19 protein-coding genes are annotated in these 17442 nt (G+C 68.3%); 10 read left to right on the top strand and 9 right to left on the bottom strand.

Annotated features, from left to right (window positions below; genetic code table 11):
- The first annotated feature begins 294 nt into the window (after positions 1–294).
- Complete coding sequence (locus V5F26_RS03645) at positions 295–1329, top strand: aspartate-semialdehyde dehydrogenase (RefSeq protein WP_234053260.1); 1035 nt, start codon at positions 295–297, stop codon at positions 1327–1329.
- A gap of 132 nt (positions 1330–1461) precedes the next feature.
- Positions 1462–1677: a Trm112 family protein gene (locus tag V5F26_RS03640; protein ID WP_234053259.1), complete on the top strand. Its 216-nt coding sequence runs from the start codon at positions 1462–1464 to the stop codon at positions 1675–1677.
- A gap of 56 nt (positions 1678–1733) precedes the next feature.
- On the opposite strand, the gene V5F26_RS03635 is transcribed toward V5F26_RS03640, so the two are convergent.
- The 6 genes from V5F26_RS03635 to V5F26_RS03610 form a co-directional block, all read right to left on the bottom strand.
- Entirely contained in the window at positions 1734–2816 is a 1083-nt protein-coding gene (locus tag V5F26_RS03635) for a hypothetical protein (RefSeq protein ID WP_394947740.1), read from the bottom strand.
- 60 nt (positions 2817–2876) lie between these two features.
- Positions 2877–3629 (bottom strand): NUDIX hydrolase, encoded by a 753-nt coding sequence (locus V5F26_RS03630; RefSeq protein WP_394947739.1) that lies wholly within the window; start codon positions 3627–3629, stop codon positions 2877–2879.
- Positions 3626–4723 carry an alkene reductase gene (locus V5F26_RS03625; protein WP_394947738.1) on the bottom strand — a complete coding sequence of 366 codons (1098 nt, stop codon included), beginning with the start codon at positions 4721–4723 and terminating at the stop codon, positions 3626–3628. Before V5F26_RS03625 ends, V5F26_RS03630 begins: the two co-directional genes overlap by 4 nt.
- 353 nt (positions 4724–5076) lie before the next feature.
- Positions 5077–5979 carry a PhzF family protein gene (locus tag V5F26_RS03620; RefSeq protein WP_394058167.1) on the bottom strand — a complete coding sequence of 301 codons (903 nt, stop codon included), beginning with the start codon at positions 5977–5979 and terminating at the stop codon, positions 5077–5079.
- A gap of 150 nt (positions 5980–6129) precedes the next feature.
- Positions 6130–6978 carry a pyridoxal kinase PdxY gene (gene pdxY / locus V5F26_RS03615; protein ID WP_394947737.1) on the bottom strand — a complete coding sequence of 283 codons (849 nt, stop codon included), beginning with the start codon at positions 6976–6978 and terminating at the stop codon, positions 6130–6132.
- Between the two features lie 92 nt (positions 6979–7070).
- Positions 7071–7871 carry an SDR family NAD(P)-dependent oxidoreductase gene (locus V5F26_RS03610; RefSeq protein ID WP_394058164.1) on the bottom strand — a complete coding sequence of 267 codons (801 nt, stop codon included), beginning with the start codon at positions 7869–7871 and terminating at the stop codon, positions 7071–7073.
- Positions 7872–8274: 403 nt separating this feature from the next.
- On the opposite strand from V5F26_RS03610, the gene V5F26_RS03605 reads away from it, so the two are divergent.
- Positions 8275–9258: a polysaccharide deacetylase family protein gene (locus tag V5F26_RS03605; RefSeq protein WP_394947736.1), complete on the top strand. Its 984-nt coding sequence runs from the start codon at positions 8275–8277 to the stop codon at positions 9256–9258.
- Positions 9259–9394: 136 nt separating this feature from the next.
- Here the strand turns inward: V5F26_RS03605 and V5F26_RS03600 are convergent, their stop codons facing one another.
- Positions 9395–9517 carry a hypothetical protein gene (locus V5F26_RS03600; RefSeq protein WP_394947735.1) on the bottom strand — a complete coding sequence of 41 codons (123 nt, stop codon included), beginning with the start codon at positions 9515–9517 and terminating at the stop codon, positions 9395–9397.
- 214 nt (positions 9518–9731) lie between these two features.
- On the opposite strand from V5F26_RS03600, the gene phnC reads away from it, so the two are divergent.
- From phnC to phnE (V5F26_RS03580), 4 genes are all read left to right on the top strand, one after another.
- A complete protein-coding gene (phnC, locus tag V5F26_RS03595; RefSeq protein WP_394947734.1) occupies positions 9732–10544 on the top strand; it encodes a phosphonate ABC transporter ATP-binding protein in 813 nt (270 codons plus the stop codon).
- A gap of 212 nt (positions 10545–10756) precedes the next feature.
- Positions 10757–11665, top strand: coding sequence for a phosphonate ABC transporter substrate-binding protein (gene phnD, locus V5F26_RS03590; protein WP_234053250.1), 909 nt, complete (start codon positions 10757–10759; stop codon positions 11663–11665).
- 118 nt (positions 11666–11783) lie between these two features.
- Positions 11784–12668, top strand: a complete 885-nt coding sequence (phnE, locus tag V5F26_RS03585; RefSeq protein WP_394947733.1) for a phosphonate ABC transporter, permease protein PhnE — start codon at positions 11784–11786, stop codon at positions 12666–12668.
- Positions 12665–13528 (top strand): phosphonate ABC transporter, permease protein PhnE, encoded by an 864-nt coding sequence (gene phnE / locus V5F26_RS03580; protein WP_234053248.1) that lies wholly within the window; start codon positions 12665–12667, stop codon positions 13526–13528. The genes phnE (V5F26_RS03585) and phnE (V5F26_RS03580) overlap by 4 nt, the downstream gene beginning before the upstream one ends.
- Positions 13529–13537: 9 nt before the next feature.
- On the opposite strand, the gene V5F26_RS03575 is transcribed toward phnE (V5F26_RS03580), so the two are convergent.
- Both V5F26_RS03575 and phnF read right to left on the bottom strand, forming a co-directional pair.
- A complete protein-coding gene (locus tag V5F26_RS03575; protein ID WP_394947732.1) occupies positions 13538–14146 on the bottom strand; it encodes a pyridoxamine 5'-phosphate oxidase family protein in 609 nt (202 codons plus the stop codon).
- A 15-nt stretch (positions 14147–14161) separates the two neighbouring features.
- Entirely contained in the window at positions 14162–14944 is a 783-nt protein-coding gene (gene phnF, locus V5F26_RS03570; RefSeq protein WP_234053246.1) for a phosphonate metabolism transcriptional regulator PhnF, read from the bottom strand.
- A 131-nt stretch (positions 14945–15075) separates the two neighbouring features.
- Here phnF and phnG point away from each other — a divergent pair, with 131 nt between their 5' ends.
- Genes phnG through V5F26_RS03555 form a run of 3 tightly spaced genes read left to right on the top strand, consistent with a single transcriptional unit; the run spans position 15076 to position 17417 of the window.
- Positions 15076–15582 carry a phosphonate C-P lyase system protein PhnG gene (gene phnG / locus V5F26_RS03565; RefSeq protein WP_394058157.1) on the top strand — a complete coding sequence of 169 codons (507 nt, stop codon included), beginning with the start codon at positions 15076–15078 and terminating at the stop codon, positions 15580–15582.
- Complete coding sequence (gene phnH / locus V5F26_RS03560) at positions 15582–16193, top strand: phosphonate C-P lyase system protein PhnH (RefSeq protein ID WP_394058156.1); 612 nt, start codon at positions 15582–15584, stop codon at positions 16191–16193. The genes phnG and phnH overlap by 1 nt, the downstream gene beginning before the upstream one ends.
- Before the next feature lie 3 nt (positions 16194–16196).
- Positions 16197–17417, top strand: a complete 1221-nt coding sequence (locus V5F26_RS03555) for a carbon-phosphorus lyase complex subunit (RefSeq protein ID WP_394058155.1) — start codon at positions 16197–16199, stop codon at positions 17415–17417.
- The last annotated feature ends 25 nt before the right edge of the window (positions 17418–17442 follow it).

The following is a 17442-nucleotide window of genomic DNA, read 5'->3' as shown; positions in this document are numbered from 1 at the left end:
GCTTCGATTAGGGCACTTGGCTGCCTTGCGCAAGGAAACGTCAGCGGCGCGGGGTGTGTTCCGACGGGAGAATCTTCCCCCGTGGCGAGGTGGCAACACATTGCCGCCACCTTCCCGAGCGTTTTCGCCGCTCCTTGGGGGCGCGCCGAAGCCGTGTGCCGGGCCGTCCTTGTGAAAAACGTTCGGCGGCCTATTTGATTCGGTGTAATTGAATCGCGCGCGCGTTCGTCATAAAAGGCGCGTTCACCGGCGGGGTCGTTCATGGCCCTCGGCCGGCAATCCCGAGGATGATTTATGGGTTACAAGGTCGCCGTCGTCGGCGCCACGGGCAACGTGGGCCGGGAGATTCTCTCGATCCTCGCCGAGCGGGGCTTCCCCGCGGACGAGGTGGTTGCACTCGCATCGCGCCGCTCGCAGGGCACCGAGGTCTCGTTTGGCGACAAAACCCTGAAGGTGAAGGCGCTCGACACTTACGACTTCTCCGACACCGACATCTGCCTGATGTCGGCCGGCGGCTCGGTGTCGAAGGAATGGGCGCCGAAGATCGGCGCGCAGGGCTGCGTGGTCATCGACAATTCCTCCCAGTGGCGCACCGATCCGGACGTGCCGCTGATCGTTCCGGAAGTGAATGCCGACGCCATCACCGGCTTCAAGGCGAAGAACATCATCGCCAACCCGAACTGCTCCACGGCGCAGCTCGTGGTGGCGCTGAAGCCCCTGCACGACGCCGCCACCATCAAGCGCGTGGTGGTCTCCACCTACCAGTCCGTCTCCGGCGCCGGCAAGGACGCCATGGACGAGCTGTTCACGCAGACCCGGGCCATCTTCGTTTCCGATCCCGTGGAAGCGAAGAAGTTCCCCAAGCGCATCGCCTTCAACCTCATTCCCCAGATCGACGTCTTCCTCGATGACGGCTCGACCAAGGAAGAGTGGAAGATGGTGGCCGAGACCAAGAAGATTCTCGACCCCAAGATCAAGCTCACCGCCACCTGCGTGCGTGTGCCGGTCTTCATCTCCCATTCCGAGGCGGTGAACGTGGAGTTCGAGAAGGAACTGTCCGCGGAGGACGCGCGCAAGATCCTGCGCGAGGCTCCGGGCATCCTGGTGGTCGATACCCGCGAGCCCGGTGGCTATGCCACCCCGCACGAGGCGGCCGGCGAGGATGCCACCTATATCTCGCGTCTGCGCGACGACCCGACGGTGGAGAACGGCATCAATTTCTGGTGCGTCTCCGACAATCTGCGCAAGGGCGCGGCCCTGAACGCGGTGCAGATCGCCGAGGTTCTGGTGAACCGCAAGCTCATCACGCCCCGCCGCCAGGCTGCGTGACCTCAACCGGAACGGCCCTCCCCGGAGGGCCGTTTTCGTTTGGCCCGGCTTCGGCCGGCCGCCTGTTCAAGCCTTTGCCACTCCTGCGACGCCGCGCGGCGTTCGCGGCGGGAGTCCTTCAAGGTGAAAGCCATGCCCCAGTCCCAGCGTTCCGGCCAGGAAGTGGACCCCAAGCTCCTCGAGATCCTCGTGTGCCCTCTCACCAAGGGGCCGCTTGAATATGATCGCGAGCGCCAGGAGCTGATCTCGCGGGCGGCGCGGCTGGCCTATCCCATCCGCGACGGCATCCCGATCATGCTCGCCGACGATGCCCGGCCCCTCGAAGAGGCCGAGCTCAACAACAACTGAAGGCCGCACCTTCGGGCGCCGGGGCGGCGAGGCCGGCAGGGCCTCGCCCGCGCACCTTAGTGGTAGGTGCCGTCCTTGTAGTACATGCGCTCGGAGCCGCCGCCGGGGGTCTTCAGCGACAGGTCCCGCCAGCCGTCATTGCTGTCCTTGCCGGGGGCAAGGCCGAGGCCGATGAACTGGCCCATCACCCGCGGCTTGCCGGAAAGGTCCACCACGAACCAGGTGCAGCCGGTGTCGCCGCACCAGGTGGGATCGTTGAGGGTGATGATGGCCTCCGGCGCGCCGTCGCCGTTGAGGTCCACCGGCGTAATCTTCAGCTTGTCCGCCACCCGCTGGCCTTCCGCCGGATCGACGAAGATCGCGGCCGCGATGTCGCGGGCCGCCGGCACCCCGGCGCGCCCCGGCTTGGCCGCCTCGGCGGGCGCCTGTGCCGGTGCGGGCCGGGCTTCCGCAGCCTGCGGAGCGGGTGCGGGCGTGGCCGCTTCGGGCTTGGCGCTGGAATCAGGCTTGGCGCCTGCCTCAGGTTTGGCGCTGGAATCGGGCTTAGCGGGTGCCGGGCCACCGCAAGTGGTCACAGCCTTGGCGAGCAGGGCCGTGCCCCCGTCCAGCGGAATGGAAAGCTCGCCCTCCTTGGCTTCGCCCTTGCCGAGGGTGAGGCGCTTGCCGGTGGTGAGGGCCTTCACCAGCGCGTCGTCCAGATGCACGGGCGCCACCACGGCGCCGCGCGGCCCGCCTTCCGCCTTGTCATCGACCACGATGCGGCCGCGCACGGCGAAGCGCTTGCCATCGACCGCGAGGTAGAAGGTGGTGCTGCGGCCGGCGCGCGGGCGCACGCCGGCGGGCAGGGGCGCCTGCACGAACGGGTCGGTGCCCTGGCCGCAGCCGAGCACGAACACCGCGATGCCGCCGGCCTCGCCATAGGAGGTGCCCTGCACGCGGCCCTGGAGCTCGCTCCATGCGGGCTCGGCGTGGGAGGGGCTGGCCAGCAGGGCGGTGGCCGCCACCAGCGCGCCCAGGCTGCAGACGCGGCCCATCAGCGCCCGCGCGCCTTTGCCGAAGATCGTCGGCCGGGCCTGTCGCCCAACCCGCAGCCCTTGAAGTCGCTGCCTCTGCGCCGGCCGCGCGTCCGTGTCCATCATGTGCGAGTCTCGCCTCTCTCGTTCGCACGCGGGTTTCCGCGCGCGGGACCCCGCCACCGGTCACGATGCCGGCGACGCGATGTCCCACCGATGGCGCATATACGCCACCGCGAACGGCGCCATCTGCGGCGAGATGTCCTTGACGTTGCGGACGATGGCCATGTCGCTCAGCTCGGGCATGGGGTCATCGGCAAGGAACGCGCGGATGCGCCCGGCCGCGTCCTGCGCACTGTGGGGCAGAACGAGCCGGCGCAGCAGCGCCAGGCGTGGCCCGTCGAACACGGCGATGAAGCCGCCGTCCTGGCCCATGTCGGCGCGGCACAGCCCCGTTTCCTCCTGAAGCTCGCGCCACAGGGAGGCTTCGAGGTCCAAGTGCCCGTCCGCCGTCAGGTCGGAGAGGTCGGGCGTGCCGCCGGGAAAATAGATGCGCCCGGCGGACGAGGTCTGGGCGCCCATCACCCCCATCAGAAAGCCGCCGTCCGCGCCTTCGAGGGCGGCCAGGGCGAAGATGTTGACCATGCCGAGGTCGGGCCAGCCCTGGTCGCGCCACCACAGGAAGGAGGCGAAATCCGTCTGCCGCACGCGGCCTTCCAGATGGCCCCGCGCGAAGCGATGGGAGCGCAGCAGAAGGATGTCGCCATTCCACAGATGCGGGTTGGCGGCCTGCCGGGCGGCGAAATGCACCGCGATCTCATCCCGCCGGGCATCGGCCTCGGGCCAGCCTCCGGCTTCCAGGGTGAGCGAGAGGGAAAGGACCGGCGCGATGCGCCGATCCTCGTGCGTGATGGTTCCCCACGCGGCGTCGGCGCTCACGCCGCGCTGTCCAGGGTGGGGTAGTCCAGGTAGCCCTTGGCGCCGCCGCCATAGAGGGTGTCGCGGTCGAGCTCGTTCCAGGGGGCATCGCGGCGCAGGCGCTCCACCAGGTCCGGATTGGCGATGAAGGGGCGGCCGAAAGCCACCAGGTCCGCCTTGCGCTCGGCCACCACCTTGGTGGCGAGGTTCAGGTCATAGCCGTTATTCACCATCCAGGTGCCGCTATAGCGCTTGCGCAGCTCCTCGAAGGAGAAGTCTGGAGCCACGTCACGCGGGCCGCCAGTGGCGCCCTCCACCACGTGGATATAGACCGGATGCCGCTTTTCCAGCTCTTCCACCACATGGTTGAAGAGCGGCTGGGGCGCGCTGTCGGAAATGCCGTTGGCGGGTGAGACGGGGGACAGGCGGATGCCGGTGCGCTTGGCGCCGATCTCGCCGACGATGGTGTCCGTCACCTCCAGCAGGAAGCGCGAGCGGTTCTCGATGGAGCCGCCATAAGCGTCGGTGCGGTGGTTGGCGCCGTCCTTCAGGAACTGGTCGATGAGATAGCCGTTGGCGGCGTGGATCTCGACCCCGTCAAAGCCGGCCTTGATGGCGTTGGCCGCCGCGCGGCGATAGTCGGCCAGGATGCCGGGGATCTCGGAGACGTCGAGCGCGCGGGGCGTCGAGGTGTCGGTGAAGGTGTTGTTGACGAAGGTCTTGCCGCCCGAGGAAATGGCCGAGGGCGCCACCGGCGCTGCGCCGCCGGGCTGCAGCGAGGTGTGGGAAACCCGCCCCACATGCCAGAGCTGGATTACCATGTGCCCGCCCTTGGCGTGCACCGCATCGGTGATCTTGCGCCAGGCGGCCACCTGCTCGTCGGTATAGATGCCGGGGGTGTCCTGATAGCCCTGGCCCTGCTGGCTGATCTGCGACGCCTCGGAGATGATGAGGCCGGCGCTCGCCCGCTGGGCATAATATTCAATGGCCAGCTCGCTGGGCACGAAGCCCGGCAAAGCGCGATTGCGGGTGAGCGGCGCCATGACGACGCGATTGGACAGGGTGATGTCGCCCAGGCGATACGTGTCGAACAGGGACGGGGTGCTCGCAGTCATGAAGATCCCCTTCGGAAAGGCCCGCGAATGGCGGGCGGGATGATGCGATGCGGCGAACATAGGCACCCCCGCGCCCACGCCAAGGGGGCCACGGCCCCGTCGGTCGCCGATTCAGTCATTTCGGCTCCGCTTTATTTCAAATGGAACTCATGAGGTTTGCTCATGAGTATGCGATTTGAAGGCGTTGACCCGTCCTGCGGCGCTTGTCCTGCTGCGCGGCATGGCGGCGACAGACAGGCCGCGCGAGGGCAGGCCTGTCCTGCGGCCGGAGCCGGGGCGGATAGAGCGGGCAGGCGCGAAGGTGGGTGCTGGGGCACCGCCGCGCAGCTTCGCAACGCTGGCGCGAAGGCGCGTCAGATGTGCAGCACGCCTTCGGCCACCAGCACGGCGCCGCCGCCGATGGTCGTGGTGCCGTCCACCAGGGCGCCACCCTTCACCGTGAAGCCGAGGTCGATGCGGCTGGGGCGGCCCATCTCGAAGCCCTGGTCGATACGCACCTTGTGGTGGCCGTCGACACGGGTTTCCGCGTCCATGAGCACGGTGGGGAAGGCGGCGGCCGCGGCGCCCGTGGCCGGGTCCTCCACGGTGCCCAGGCCGGGGGAGAACATGCGGGCGCGGTAATCGGCGTCGCCCTCCTCGTCCACGGTGTAGAGGAACACCGCATCCCCGAACGCGCCGATGCCGGCGATGGAGGCCGCTTCGTCCGGCCGGGCGCGCGCCAAGGCGGTGAGGTTCGCCAGGGGGATGAACAGGAACGGCACGCCGGCGGAGGCCACCACCGGCCGATGGGCGTCGAAGCCGATGTCGGACGGGTCAAGATTAAGCGCTTCCGCGCAGGCCTCGCGGGAAATGTCGGCGGTTTCGAGCCCGGCCCGGCGCGGCACGGTGAACACGGCGGTGCCCTTGCGGGAGCCGGCGCCCTCGGTGGTCACCGTGCAGGTGACGGTGCCGATGGGCTGCTCGATCTGCATGGTGCCCTTCTCGATTTTGTCCTCGAGGCCGAGCAGCACGGCGACACCCACGGTGGGGTGGCCGGCGAAGGGCATTTCATGGGCCACGGTGAAGATGCGGATGCGCGCGCGGTGGGACTTGTCGCGCGGGGGCAGCACGAACACCGTCTCGGACAAGTTGAACTCGCGGGCGATCTGCTGCATGGCCGCGTCGTCGAGGCCAGAGGCGTCCAGCACCACGGCGAGGGGATTGCCGCCGAAGGGGCGGGTGGTGAAGACGTCCAGCGTCACGTAGCGGCGCGGCATGGCAGGGTCCAAGGGTCCAAGAGAGCCAACAGGGGTCCACGGGCATCCAGGGAGGGCCACGGGGTCCGGTTCAGGGTCCGCCGACGTGATGGGGAGCGCGTGGCCGTGGCCCCGGGGCGCCCCTCCCGTGTCCGGCGCCCCGACTTTGCCTCAGACCGTCATGGGCGTGAAGACCTTGGAGGGCTTCACGAACTCGTCCTGGGCCTCGACCAGCAGCAATTCCCGGGAGTGTGCTTTTTCGGTCCGCTCCAGCAGGCCGAAAATGGAGGAGGCGGCGGCGCCCAGCGCCTGGGCGGCGCTGCCGGTGCGCTTCACGTGGAAGAAGAACAGGGCCGCGATGGCGTCACCCGCCCCGTTCAGCGACACGTCGAGGCGCGGGGTGCGCACCAGGAAGCGGCCATCGGGACCGGAGGCGAGCAGGTCGATGGAGTCCTTGGGCGTCTCCCGCGTGTGCAGGCTGGTCACCAGGATCACCTTCGGCCCGGCCCGGTGGAGAAGGTCGCAGGCGGCGCGGGCGTCTGCCAGGTCCGCCACCGCGTGCCCGGACAGCAGCTCCAGCTCGAACTGGTTCGGCGTGATGACGTCGGCGGCGGGAACGGCCCGTTCGCGCATGAATTCCGGAATGCCGGGCCGCACGAAGATGCCCCGGCCCACGTCGCCAATGACCGGGTCGCAGCAGTAATTGGCCTGGGGATTGGCCTCGCGCACCCGCTCCACCGCGTCGAGAATGGCGGCGCCGATATCCGCCGATCCCATGTAGCCGGACAGCACGCCGTCGCAGCGGGGCAGGGCGCCGCGCTCCGCGATGCCTTCCACCAGATCGGAGATGGCCGCCGCCTCGAACACCTGGCCGCGCCAGGCGCCATAGCCGGTGTGGTTGGAGAACTGGACGGTGTGGATGGGCCACACCTCCACACCCAGGCGCTGGAGCGGGAAGACGGCGGAAGCGTTGCCCACATGCCCGTAGGCGACATGGGACTGGATGGACAGGAGATTCATGACCTCGGCCGGCGCAAGAGAAAGCTCCGCCCGCCGTTACTCCCGCCGGCGGCGCGGGACAAATGAATTCGCGGGGCGTCCCGCGCGCGCCCTCAGCGCCGGCGCGAGGCCAGCATGAAGCGGGTGGCCTCGCTCACCAGCCGGCGCGGGGCCAGGCGGATGGCGAAGATCATCAGCTTGTTGAGGAGCCCGACCACGGTCACCCGCCGGCCGGCCTCCATGGCCTTGACGCCGCGCTCCGCCACCTCCTCCACGCTGGTCATGGGGCCCTTGAACAGGCGGGTGCCATCCCACCCGGCGCGATCGAAGAAGCGGGTTTCGGTGGGCCCCGGGCACAGGGCGGTGATGGTGACGGGGCTGCCCTTCAGCTCCTCCGCCACCGCCTCGGAAAAGCTCAGCACATAGGCCTTGGTGGCGCCATAGACCGCGGAAAACGGCAGCGGCGCGAAGGCGCCGGTGGAGGCCACGTTGAGAATGTGGCCGGAGCCACGGGCACGCATACCGGGCAGCACGGCGGCGGTGAGCCGCGTCAGGGCGACGACGTTGGTGTCGATCATGTTGAGCGAGAGGCCGGGATCGATGTCGGCGAAGTGGCCATAGGCGCCGAAGCCCGCATTGTTCACCAGAACGTCCGGCACCTGGGTGATGAGGTCGGCGGCGAATTCCTCGAGCGCATAGGGGTCTGAAAGGTCCACCTGCCGGATGGCGACCCGCCGGTCGAGGGCTGCGATCTCCCCCGCCGCACCATGGAGGCGGTCCATGTCGCGACCCACCAGCACCAAGTCATAGCCGCGTTGCGCCAGGCGCTTGGCGAGGGCGAGGCCGATGCCGCTCGATGCGCCGGTGACCACGGCGAAGCGCTCTGCGGGCGGGGCGGGGGTCTCCTTCGGCAACGCGGCATCCTCCATACGCTGAGGCGGCGGGCACCCGCCGGTGCGCCAGTCTAGCCGAGGGCGCAGCCGCCCCGCAGCGCCGTTCCATGCGACCAAAGGTGCATGAAGCGCATGGGTTGTGCACATGCAACAGCGCGCGGAAAATACGGACGCCATCCTTGCGGCGCAGGGGAGGGCGGATCTAGGAGAAAGCGCGAGGCCGGCCGAAATTTAGCCGGCGGCCTTTTCCATCGTCCCAGCGCGGGGCATCCGCCGCGGGTGATGGGCGCCTTCTGATCGGAACCGTTTCATGGGCGTCTTTTCGCCATGCGCCGGGCGTTTGCTTTCAGGGGCTCCGGTGCCGGCCGTGCCGGCTCCACGCAAAGTTCCACGACCTGTTTTCCTCCTGCGACGAGTTTCGCCCGTGTCTCATTCCGTCGTCCGCCGCCTGGCCGCCTGTGCCGCACTGTCCGCAGCCCTCGTCGCGGGAGGAGGGTGCGCTTGGGCGGCCGGCCCGGCCTGCTATCCCCCATCCGCCCTCACCGCCCGGCCGGGGGAACAGAATGTGGAGCCCCATCCGCGCGGCGAGCCGGTCACGCTGCCTTCGATGGCGCTGGCCCCGGCGAGTGCGGTACCGGCGGGGCTGCGCGGCTCCATTCGCCGGGTGGACCTGCCCCAGGGGCAGAAGCTGGTGGCCCTGACGTTCGATCTGTGCGAGGCCTCGGCGGAGCGGTCGGGCTATGATGGCGCCATCGTCGATTACCTGCGGACCGAAGACGTTCCGGCGACCTTTTTCGGCGGCGGCAAATGGCTGATGAGCCATCCCGAGCGCGGCGCGCAGCTCATTGCCGACCCCGGCTTCGAGATGGGCAATCACACCTGGTCCCACGCCAATCTCACGGTGCGCAGCGGCGAGGCCATGCAGCGCCAGGTGGATGACGCGGACATCGCCTATGCCCTGCGCCGCTCCGACGCACAGGCGCAGGGCTGCGGCCTCGCCTCCGTGCCGGCGCGGCCCACTTTGTTCCGCTTCCCTTATGGCTCGTGCAGCGCCGAGTCCCTCGCTTATGTGAATGATACCGGGCACCTCGCCATCCAGTGGGACGTGGATTCCGGCGACCCCGCCTTGCTGGGCGCGAAGGTGATGGCCGACACCATGTTGCGGCAGATCCGGCCCGGTTCCATCGTTCTCATGCACGCCAATGGCCGTGGAAAGCACACGGCGGAGGCGCTGCAGCGCCTCATCCCGGCCTTGCGCGCCAAGGGCTACCGCTTCGTCACGGTGTCCGATCTGCTGGCGGCGGGGCGGCCGGTGATCGCCGATACGTGCTATTCCCTGAAGCCCGGCGACACCCGCGTCTATGACGAGGCCGCCCGCAACGGCAAGCGCATCCTGCCGGTGCGCTGAACGGCGCCTCACACGCGAGCGCCGGGGAGGAGGCCTCCCCGGCGCCGTGATCATCGATCCGACCGGCTTGTTTGTACCGGCTTGTTTGTACCGGCTTGTTTGTCTTGGGGGTCCGCGGAAGGCCGTGGGGCGGGCCTCACACCATGCCCAGGATGACCGCGCCAATGAAGGCAAAGGCCGCGCAAGTCTCAAACACGGTGAGCACGTCCGACATCATCGGCATCTCCCACTGGATCGATGTGCCGATTAACGTTACCAAAAACTGAAACTATTAGAAGCGGATTCGATGCTGCGGCGCGGATGCTTCATCTTGCAGCGCGAAGACCGGTCAGACGACCGGAATCCTTCTCATTGAGTTGTATTCGCTGTGCGCCGCACAATGGGATTTTTTTGTATGCGTTAGTATTCTTTTGAGTCGTCACAAGAGTGTTGCGCAGGTGAATTAGGGCCTCCGAAACGCATGGAGTGACCCGATGCTTGTGATCGAGGGCCTCGGCCGCCGGTTTGGCGACAAGGCTGCGGTGTCCGATGTGAATCTCCAGATCGCCCATGGGGCGTTCGTCGGGGTCATCGGCCGTTCCGGGGCGGGCAAGTCCACGCTCCTGCGCATGATCAACCGCCTTCAGGATCCCTCCAGCGGTCGCATCCTGTTCGACGGGCAGGACGTGACGTCGCTCAAGGGGCCGGCGCTGCGCCAGTGGCGCGCCCAGGCCGCCATGATCTTCCAGCAGTTCAACCTGGTGGGCCGTCTCGACGTGCTTACCAACGTGCTGATGGGCCGGCTCGCCACCGTGCCCACCTGGCGGGCGCTCACCAAGATGTGGAGCCGGGAGGACCGTGCGGTGGCCCTTTCGGCCCTCGAACAGTTCGATATCGCCGCGCTGGCGGCCCAGCGCGCCGACAGCCTTTCCGGCGGCCAGCAGCAGCGCGTGGCCATCGCCCGCGCCCTCGCCCAGGAGCCCGGGCTTATCCTGGCCGACGAGCCCATTGCCTCGCTCGACCCGCGCAACACCAAGATCGTGATGGATGCGCTTTTGCGCATCAACAAGCACTTCGGCATCACGGTGCTGTGCAACCTGCATTCCCTCGATCTCGCACGCACCTATTGCGATCGCCTGGTGGGCATGGCCCAGGGCCGCGTTGTGTTCGACGGCGCGCCCGAAGCACTCACCGACGAGGTGGCGCGCGACCTGTATGGCCTGGAGGTCGGCGAGGTGATGGAGGCCGCGCCCGTCGCCGCCCCGAAGGTGGCGCCCGTGCCCCTTCCTGATACCGCGCTGGCCTGATCGCCGCCCTTTGAAATTTCGCGCGGGCCTCACGGCGCCGCGCCCGATGATGGGTCTCGACCGGCCGCGACACCCGTTTTCCAGCACGGCCGGAGATCCGCACTCCGCCGGGGCCGCAGGCCCGGGCGAGCGTGGCGGATCATGCGTTTCCCACGCGCACTGTGAAGCACCACGCCCACGCATCCTGTTCTTCGTTCGACTGGAGCCGAACCATGCTGAACCGTCGTACCCTGATCGCGGCCGCCGCCGCGTTGACCTTCTCGGCCGGCGCCGCCGCCGCGCAGGACTACAAGGCCAAGTATCCGGAGCTCACCTTCGCCATCATCCCGGCGGAGAACGCCACCGGCGTCACCGAGCGCTATGCGCCGCTGATGGACTACCTCACCAAGGAGCTGGGCGTTCCGGTGAAGCTGCGCATCGCCAACGATTATGCGGCGGTGATCGAGGGCCAGCGCGCCGGCAACATCCAGATCGCCTCCTATGGCCCGGCCTCCTTCGCCCGCGCGCTGAAGACCGGCGTGCCGGTGGAAGCCTTCGCCATTGAGGTGAATGCCGACGGCACCAAGGGCTACCACTCGGTGCTCTATGTGAAGAAGGACAGCCCCTACAAGACCATCGAGGATCTCAAGGGCAAGAACATCTGCCTGGTGGACCCCAATTCCACCTCGGGCAACAACGTCCCGCGTTTCGCCATGAGCAAGATGGGCATCAAGCCGGACGAATATTTCGGTAAGGTGGTCTATGCCGGCTCGCATGAGAATGCGGTGCTGGGCGTGCAGCAGGGCACCTGCGACGCCGCCTTCAACTGGTGGAACGACGACCAGGAATCCGCTCTGCGCCGCATGGAGCGCAAGGGCATGGCGAAGTATGACGACTATCGGATCATCTACAAGTCCGACCTGATCGTGAACTCGCCTTATGCCTATCTCTCCACCCTGCCGCCGGAGCTGAAGGCGAAGATCCGCGACGCCTTCTTCTCCATCGACAAGAACGACAAGACGGCCTTCGACAAGATCTATGAAGGCAAGTCGCAGATGTGGCAGCCGGTCGACAACGAAGCCTATACCCCGGTGGTGGAGCTGATCACCTTCGTCGACAACCTGCGCAAGCAGAAGAACTGATCCCCGCGCCCCTCGGGGGCGTCGAGACTGGCGGCGGCTTCGGGCGCGGATGCCCGGGGCTGCCGCTTCGCCATTGGCCACATTCCCGCATTTCCCGGCCGGTTCAAGAGAGGCGCCCTTGCCCCACGCCGTTCCCATCCTGCCCGACGATCAGCTCGCCCCGCTGCTCACCCGCTATGACGCCGCGGTGCGCGAGCGGCAGCGGCATACGCTCATCGGTGTCGCGGTGGTGGTGGTGTGCATCTTCCTGTCCGGATGGATGGGCGAGGTGCGGCCCCTCGTCTTCCTTGAACATATGGACCGCCTGCCGAACTATTTTTGGACCATCCTGCCGACCCTCCACTGGGCCACGCTCTGGTCCGATCTGTCCGAATGGTATTGGAATCTCGACCACTGGCTGAAACTGCTGGTGGATACCATCCTCATCGCCTACCTGGGCACGCTGCTGGGCGGCATCGGCGCCTTTTTCCTCAGCTTCCTCGCCAGCGCCAATCTGGTGGCGAACCCGTTCATCCGGGTCACGGCGCGGCGCTTCCTGGAGTTCTGCCGCACGGTGCCGGAGCTGGTGTTCGCGCTCCTGTTCGTGGTGGCGTTCGGCCTCGGTCCGCTGCCGGGCGTGCTGGCGCTGGCCATTCACACCATGGGCGCGCTCGGCAAGCTGTTCGCGGAGGTGGTCGAGAATATCGACATGAAGCCGGTCGAGGGCGCCACCGCGTCCGGCGCGTCCTGGAGCGAGGCGGTGCGCTTCGCGGTGGTGCCGCAGGTGTCGTCCAACTTCGCCTCCTACGGGCTGCTGCGGTTCGAGATCAATGTGCGCGAAGCCTCCATCATGGGCTTCGTGGGGGCGGGTGGCATCGGCCAGGATCTCATCGAGGCCATCCGCAAATTCTACTATTCAGATGTTTCGGCCATCCTGCTGCTCATCATCGGCACGGTGATGATTATTGATCTTTTGACCGAGCAGGTGCGTCACCGCCTGCTGGGCTTGGAGGGGAGCCGATGAGCCGCGCCCGCTTCGACCTCGGCGACGCCGACCGGGCCCGCCTGGCCGCCGCCTTCCCGCAGGCCATGCAGCCTTCGTCCGCCGGGCGGGTGCGCGCCGTGGCGGCGTTGGTGGCGGCCGCGGCGCTGGCGGTCTACGCCTTCTGGCGCCTGGGCTTCAGCCTGGACCGGCTGGGCTCGGGCGTGGCGCAGCTCGCCCATTTCGTGACGCTGATGTTCCCGCCGGATCCCGGCACCCAGCTTCCGCTCTACATGCATGCGCTGGGCGAGACGCTGGCCATCGCCTTCCTCGGCACCCTGGGCGGGGCGCTGTTGGCGCTGCCGTTCGGCTTCCTGGCGGCAAAGAACGTCATTCCCAACATCTTCGCGCATTTCGGCGTGCGCCGGTTCCTCGACGCCGTGCGCGGCGTGGATCGCCTGATCTGGGCTCTGATCTATGTGACGGTGGTGGGCCTCGGCCCGTTCGCGGGCATCCTGGCCATCGCCACCGCCAGCTTCGGCGAGCTCGGCAAGCTGTTTTCCGAGGCGGTGGAGGCGCTGGACCGCAAGCCCGTGGAAGGCGTGGTGTCCACCGGGGGCTCGGGGCTGGAAGGGGTGCGCTTCGGCATGCTGCCCCAGGTTCTGCCGGTGCTGGCGAGCCAGCTGCTCTATTATTTCGAGTCCAATTCCCGCCAGTCCACCATCGTCGGCATTGTCGGCGCCGGCGGCCTCGGTCTGCATCTGGCCGAGCAGATCCGCGTGCTGGAATGGCAGAAGGTGTCGTTCCTCATCCTCATGATGCTGGTGATGGTGGGCGTGATCGACTTCATTTCCTCACGCCTGCGCTTTGCCATCATCGGCAAGGCCCGCATCACCACCTGACGCGGGGTTTCAATAGAGCGCGGCGCGGTAGCGCTGCTCCATCTGGTCCTGGGTCTCCATCGGGTCGCAATGACCGACCTGATCGGCGAGCATCTCGCCCATGGTGGGCAAGGCTGTGCGGGGAAGCTGTGCCAGCGGGCTCCACAGGTCGGAGCGCATGAACGCCTTGGCGCAGTGGAGGAAGGCTTGCTCCACCTCCACCGTGATGACCGAGCGCGGCGGGCGCCCCGCCACCGCGAACCGGGCCAGCAACGCCTCGTCGTCATGAATGGCGGCGCGGCCGTTTACGCGCAGGGTCTCGTTGACGCCGGGGATCAGGAATAAGAGACCGGCGTGGGCATTGGCGATGATATTGCAAAGGCTGTCGATGCGGTTGTTGCCGGGGCGGTCGGGAATGAGCAGGCGCGTCTCCTCCGCCACTACGAAACCGGGCATGTCGCCGCGCGGAGAAACATCGGCGGCGCCGTGCGCGTCGCTGGTCGCGATGAGCACGAACGGGCTCAGGGCAATGAAGTGGCGGCAGTGAGCGTCAAGCCGCGCGAGAACCTTGTCGCGGGCGCGGCCGGAGGGGGAGCCGTAGAGCGCGCGCAGGGCGTCGAGGGTGTCGATGCGGGCCATGGGGGCCTCTCGGTATCAGGGCTTGAAGACGAGCTGGACCCGGTCGGCGGCGAAGGAGGAGCGGCCCCATTGCAGGGGGCGTCCGTTGGGCTCCACGTCCACCCGCTCCAGCACCAGCACCGACCGGCCGGGGGCAATGGAGAGCTGTTCCATCTCCCGTCCATTGGCGGGGCGGGCGGTGATGCGGGTCTCGCGGCGGCGGAAGTCCTCGATGCCTAGGGTGGACAGGGCCCGCGTCAGCGAGCCGGTGGCCGCATAGACGAGGTCGAGGTCCGGGCAGCGCGAGGCGACGAACCAGGCCGTACCATAGGAAATGGGCACGCCGTCCGCCTCGTGGATGCTTTCGATGCGCAGCACCGGCGTGCCCTCCGCAATCTCCAGCTCCCGGGCTACCTCGGCGTCGGCATTCTCCACCCGTCCGCCCAGGAAGCGGCCGAAGGGCCAGCGCCCGCCGGCGGAAACGATTTCCGAAAAGCGCGTGCGCGGGCCGATGGGATAGCGCAACGGCAAGGCCTTCACGAAGGTGCCGCGCCCGGCGGTGGCTTCGATGAGCCCGGATTCGGCAAGGGACGCCAGCGCCCGGCGCAGGGTGTGCCGGTTCACGCCGAACGCGCTCGCCAGCTCCGCTTCCACCGGCAGGCGCTCGCCCGGCTGCCAGCGGCCGGCGGCGATGTCCGCCTCCAGGCGCTCGGCAATCTGGCGCCAGAGCGTGACGCCAGTGCCGCGCGGCACCGGGGCGGCTTCTTCCGTCATCTCGTTGTGACCCTCGGCGGGCACATTCTGCGCTGCTCCCGACACGCGCTGCTCCCTCTTGTTCTCGCGTCTTGCATATTTGTATAGACGAATAGACAAATTGAGTCTAGTGAAGCGTCCGTGACGCCGCGGTGCGGATGTGACCGCGGGCGAACGATCAAGCCATCGAGAGCGCCATGATTCCCGACACCAGCACCGAGGCATCGGCAGCGGCCGGGCCCGCCGTTTCCCCGCCCGCGTCCGCAGAGGTTGCCGCCCGTCAGGCACTCATGGGGCTGCTGGCCCGTGCCACGTTGAAGGAGCTGGAGGCGGCCGTCGAGCGTTTCCAGCCCCTGCCCAAGCTCAAGGACCTGCGTCCTGCCGAGGTGGGGCTGGTCATGGTTCAGGGCCGGGCCGGCGGTGATGGCGGCCCCTTCAATCTGGGTGAGGCGACGGTGACGCGCGCCGCCGTGCAGCTGGAAGGCGGCGCCACCGGCATGTCCTATCTCCTGGGTCGCGCTCCGGCGCGGGCGCGGGCGGCTGCGGTGCTCGATGCCCTGTGGCAGGACCCGGCCTTGCGCCTTGCGGTGGACGACGCTCTGCGCCCGCTGCGGCGGCGCCTGGCGGCGGAGGCCGCGGCCCAGGCTGCGGAAACGGAGGCCACCAAGGTCAATTTCTTCACCATGACCCGGGGAGAAGACTGATGGCACAGCTCTCATCCGCCCTGGCGCCGGGCTTTGGCGATCCGGTGCACGATGCCCAGCGCACCTTTTCCGCCCTCATGTGGGCGATGGCCGAGCCGGGCCGGGTGGTGCCGCTGGCGGCCGATCTGACCCCGCCCGCGCCGCTGACGCCGGAACTGGGCGCGGTGGCCCTGGCTCTGCTTGATTATGAGACCCCGGTTTTCCTCGGCGGCCGCCTCGGTGCGCAACCGGAGGTCGCGGACTTCCTGCGCTTCCACACCGGCGCGCCGCGGGTGCTGGACGCGGCTGAAGCGCGCTTCGCTTTCTTCTGCACGGGCGAGGAGCTGCCTTCCTTCACCGCTTTCGCCCAGGGCGAGCCCGACAATCCGGACCGTTCCGCCACCCTGGTGGTGAACGTGGCGCGCTTTGCCGAGGGGCCGCTCAGCCTCTTCGCGCCGGGCATCGAGGGTCATCGCGGCTTCGGTGCCGAGCCGCTGCCGGCGGATTTCGCGGCGCGGCTCGAGGCCAATGCAGCGGGCTTTCCCCTCGGCATCGATCTCATCTTGTGCGCGCCCGGCGCGGTGGCAGGCCTGCCACGCACCGTTCGTTCGCACACGAACAGCGGAGTGTGAGCCATGTATGTGGCTGTCAAAGGCGGCGAGGACGCCATCCGCAACGCCCACGACCTGCTGGCGCGGCGCCGGCGGGGCGATCCCGAGGTGCCGGAGATCGGGCTCGACCAGATCGCCGAGCAATTGGCGCTGGCCGTGGACCGGGTGATGGCCGAGGGCTCGCTCTATGACCGGGAGCTGGCCGCCCTTGCCATCAAGCAGGCGCGGGGCGATCTGATCGAGGCCATCTTCCTGGCGCGGGCCTTCCGCACCACTTTGCCGCGCTTCGGTTCGAGCGACCCGGTGGATACAGGCGCCATGCGCATCCATCGGCGCATCTCCGCCACCTTCAAGGACCTGCCCGGCGGGCAGGTGCTGGGCCCCACCTTCGATTACACCCACCGCCTGCTCGACGAGACCCTGGCCACCTGGGCGCGGGGGGAGGAGGGGGCTTCCGCCCTCGTCGCGGCCAGCGGGGAAAGCACGCAGGCGGCCCCTGTCCCTCCGTTGGCTGCCCAGGAGAACCATGCGGCATTGCCCGAGAACGGCGCCGACAGGGGGGCGGATGAGATGCCGGTTGCCGCCCCCATGCCCCGCGTCACCGACCTCCTCGGCGACGAAGGCCTGGTGGAGGCATCCCCAGTGGATGACGGCAGCACGCCGCCGGACCTGACCCGCACGCCGCTGTCGTTCCCGGCCGAGCGGCCGCTGCGGCTGCAGGCCCTGGCGCGGGGCGATGAGGGCTTCCTGCTGGCGCTCGGCTATTCCAGCCAGCGCGGCTATGCGCGCACCCATCCCTTCGTGGGCGAGATCCGCTTCGGCACCGTGGAGGTGAGCCTGTTCGCGGAGGAGCTGGGCTTTGCCGTGCCGCTGGGCGACATCACGCTGACCGAATGCCAGAGCGTGAACCAGTTCAAGGGCTCCGCCACCCAGCCCCCGCAATTCACCCGCGGCTATGGCCTGGTGTTCGGCCAGTCGGAGCGCAAGGCCATGTCCATGGCGCTGGTGGACCGCACTTTGCGCTTCGCCGAGCTGGGGGAGGAGAAGAGCGCCCCGGCTCAGGACGAGGAATTCGTCCTCTCCCATTGCGACAATGTGCAGGCCACCGGCTTCGTGGAGCACCTGAAGCTGCCCCATTACGTGGATTTCCAGGCCGAGCTGGAGCTGGTGCGCCGCATGCGCGCCGAGCAGGAGCAGGCCGCCGAGCCCGTATCCGAGCCGTCCCAACAGGAGGCCGCCGAATGAACCCCACCGCAGAACGCCGCGCGGG

This window comes from Xanthobacter variabilis (assembly GCF_043831965.2).
Taxonomy (GTDB): domain Bacteria; phylum Pseudomonadota; class Alphaproteobacteria; order Rhizobiales; family Xanthobacteraceae; genus Xanthobacter.
Note: the sequence above shows the minus strand (reverse complement) of the source record. Positions and strands in the feature narration are given on the sequence as shown.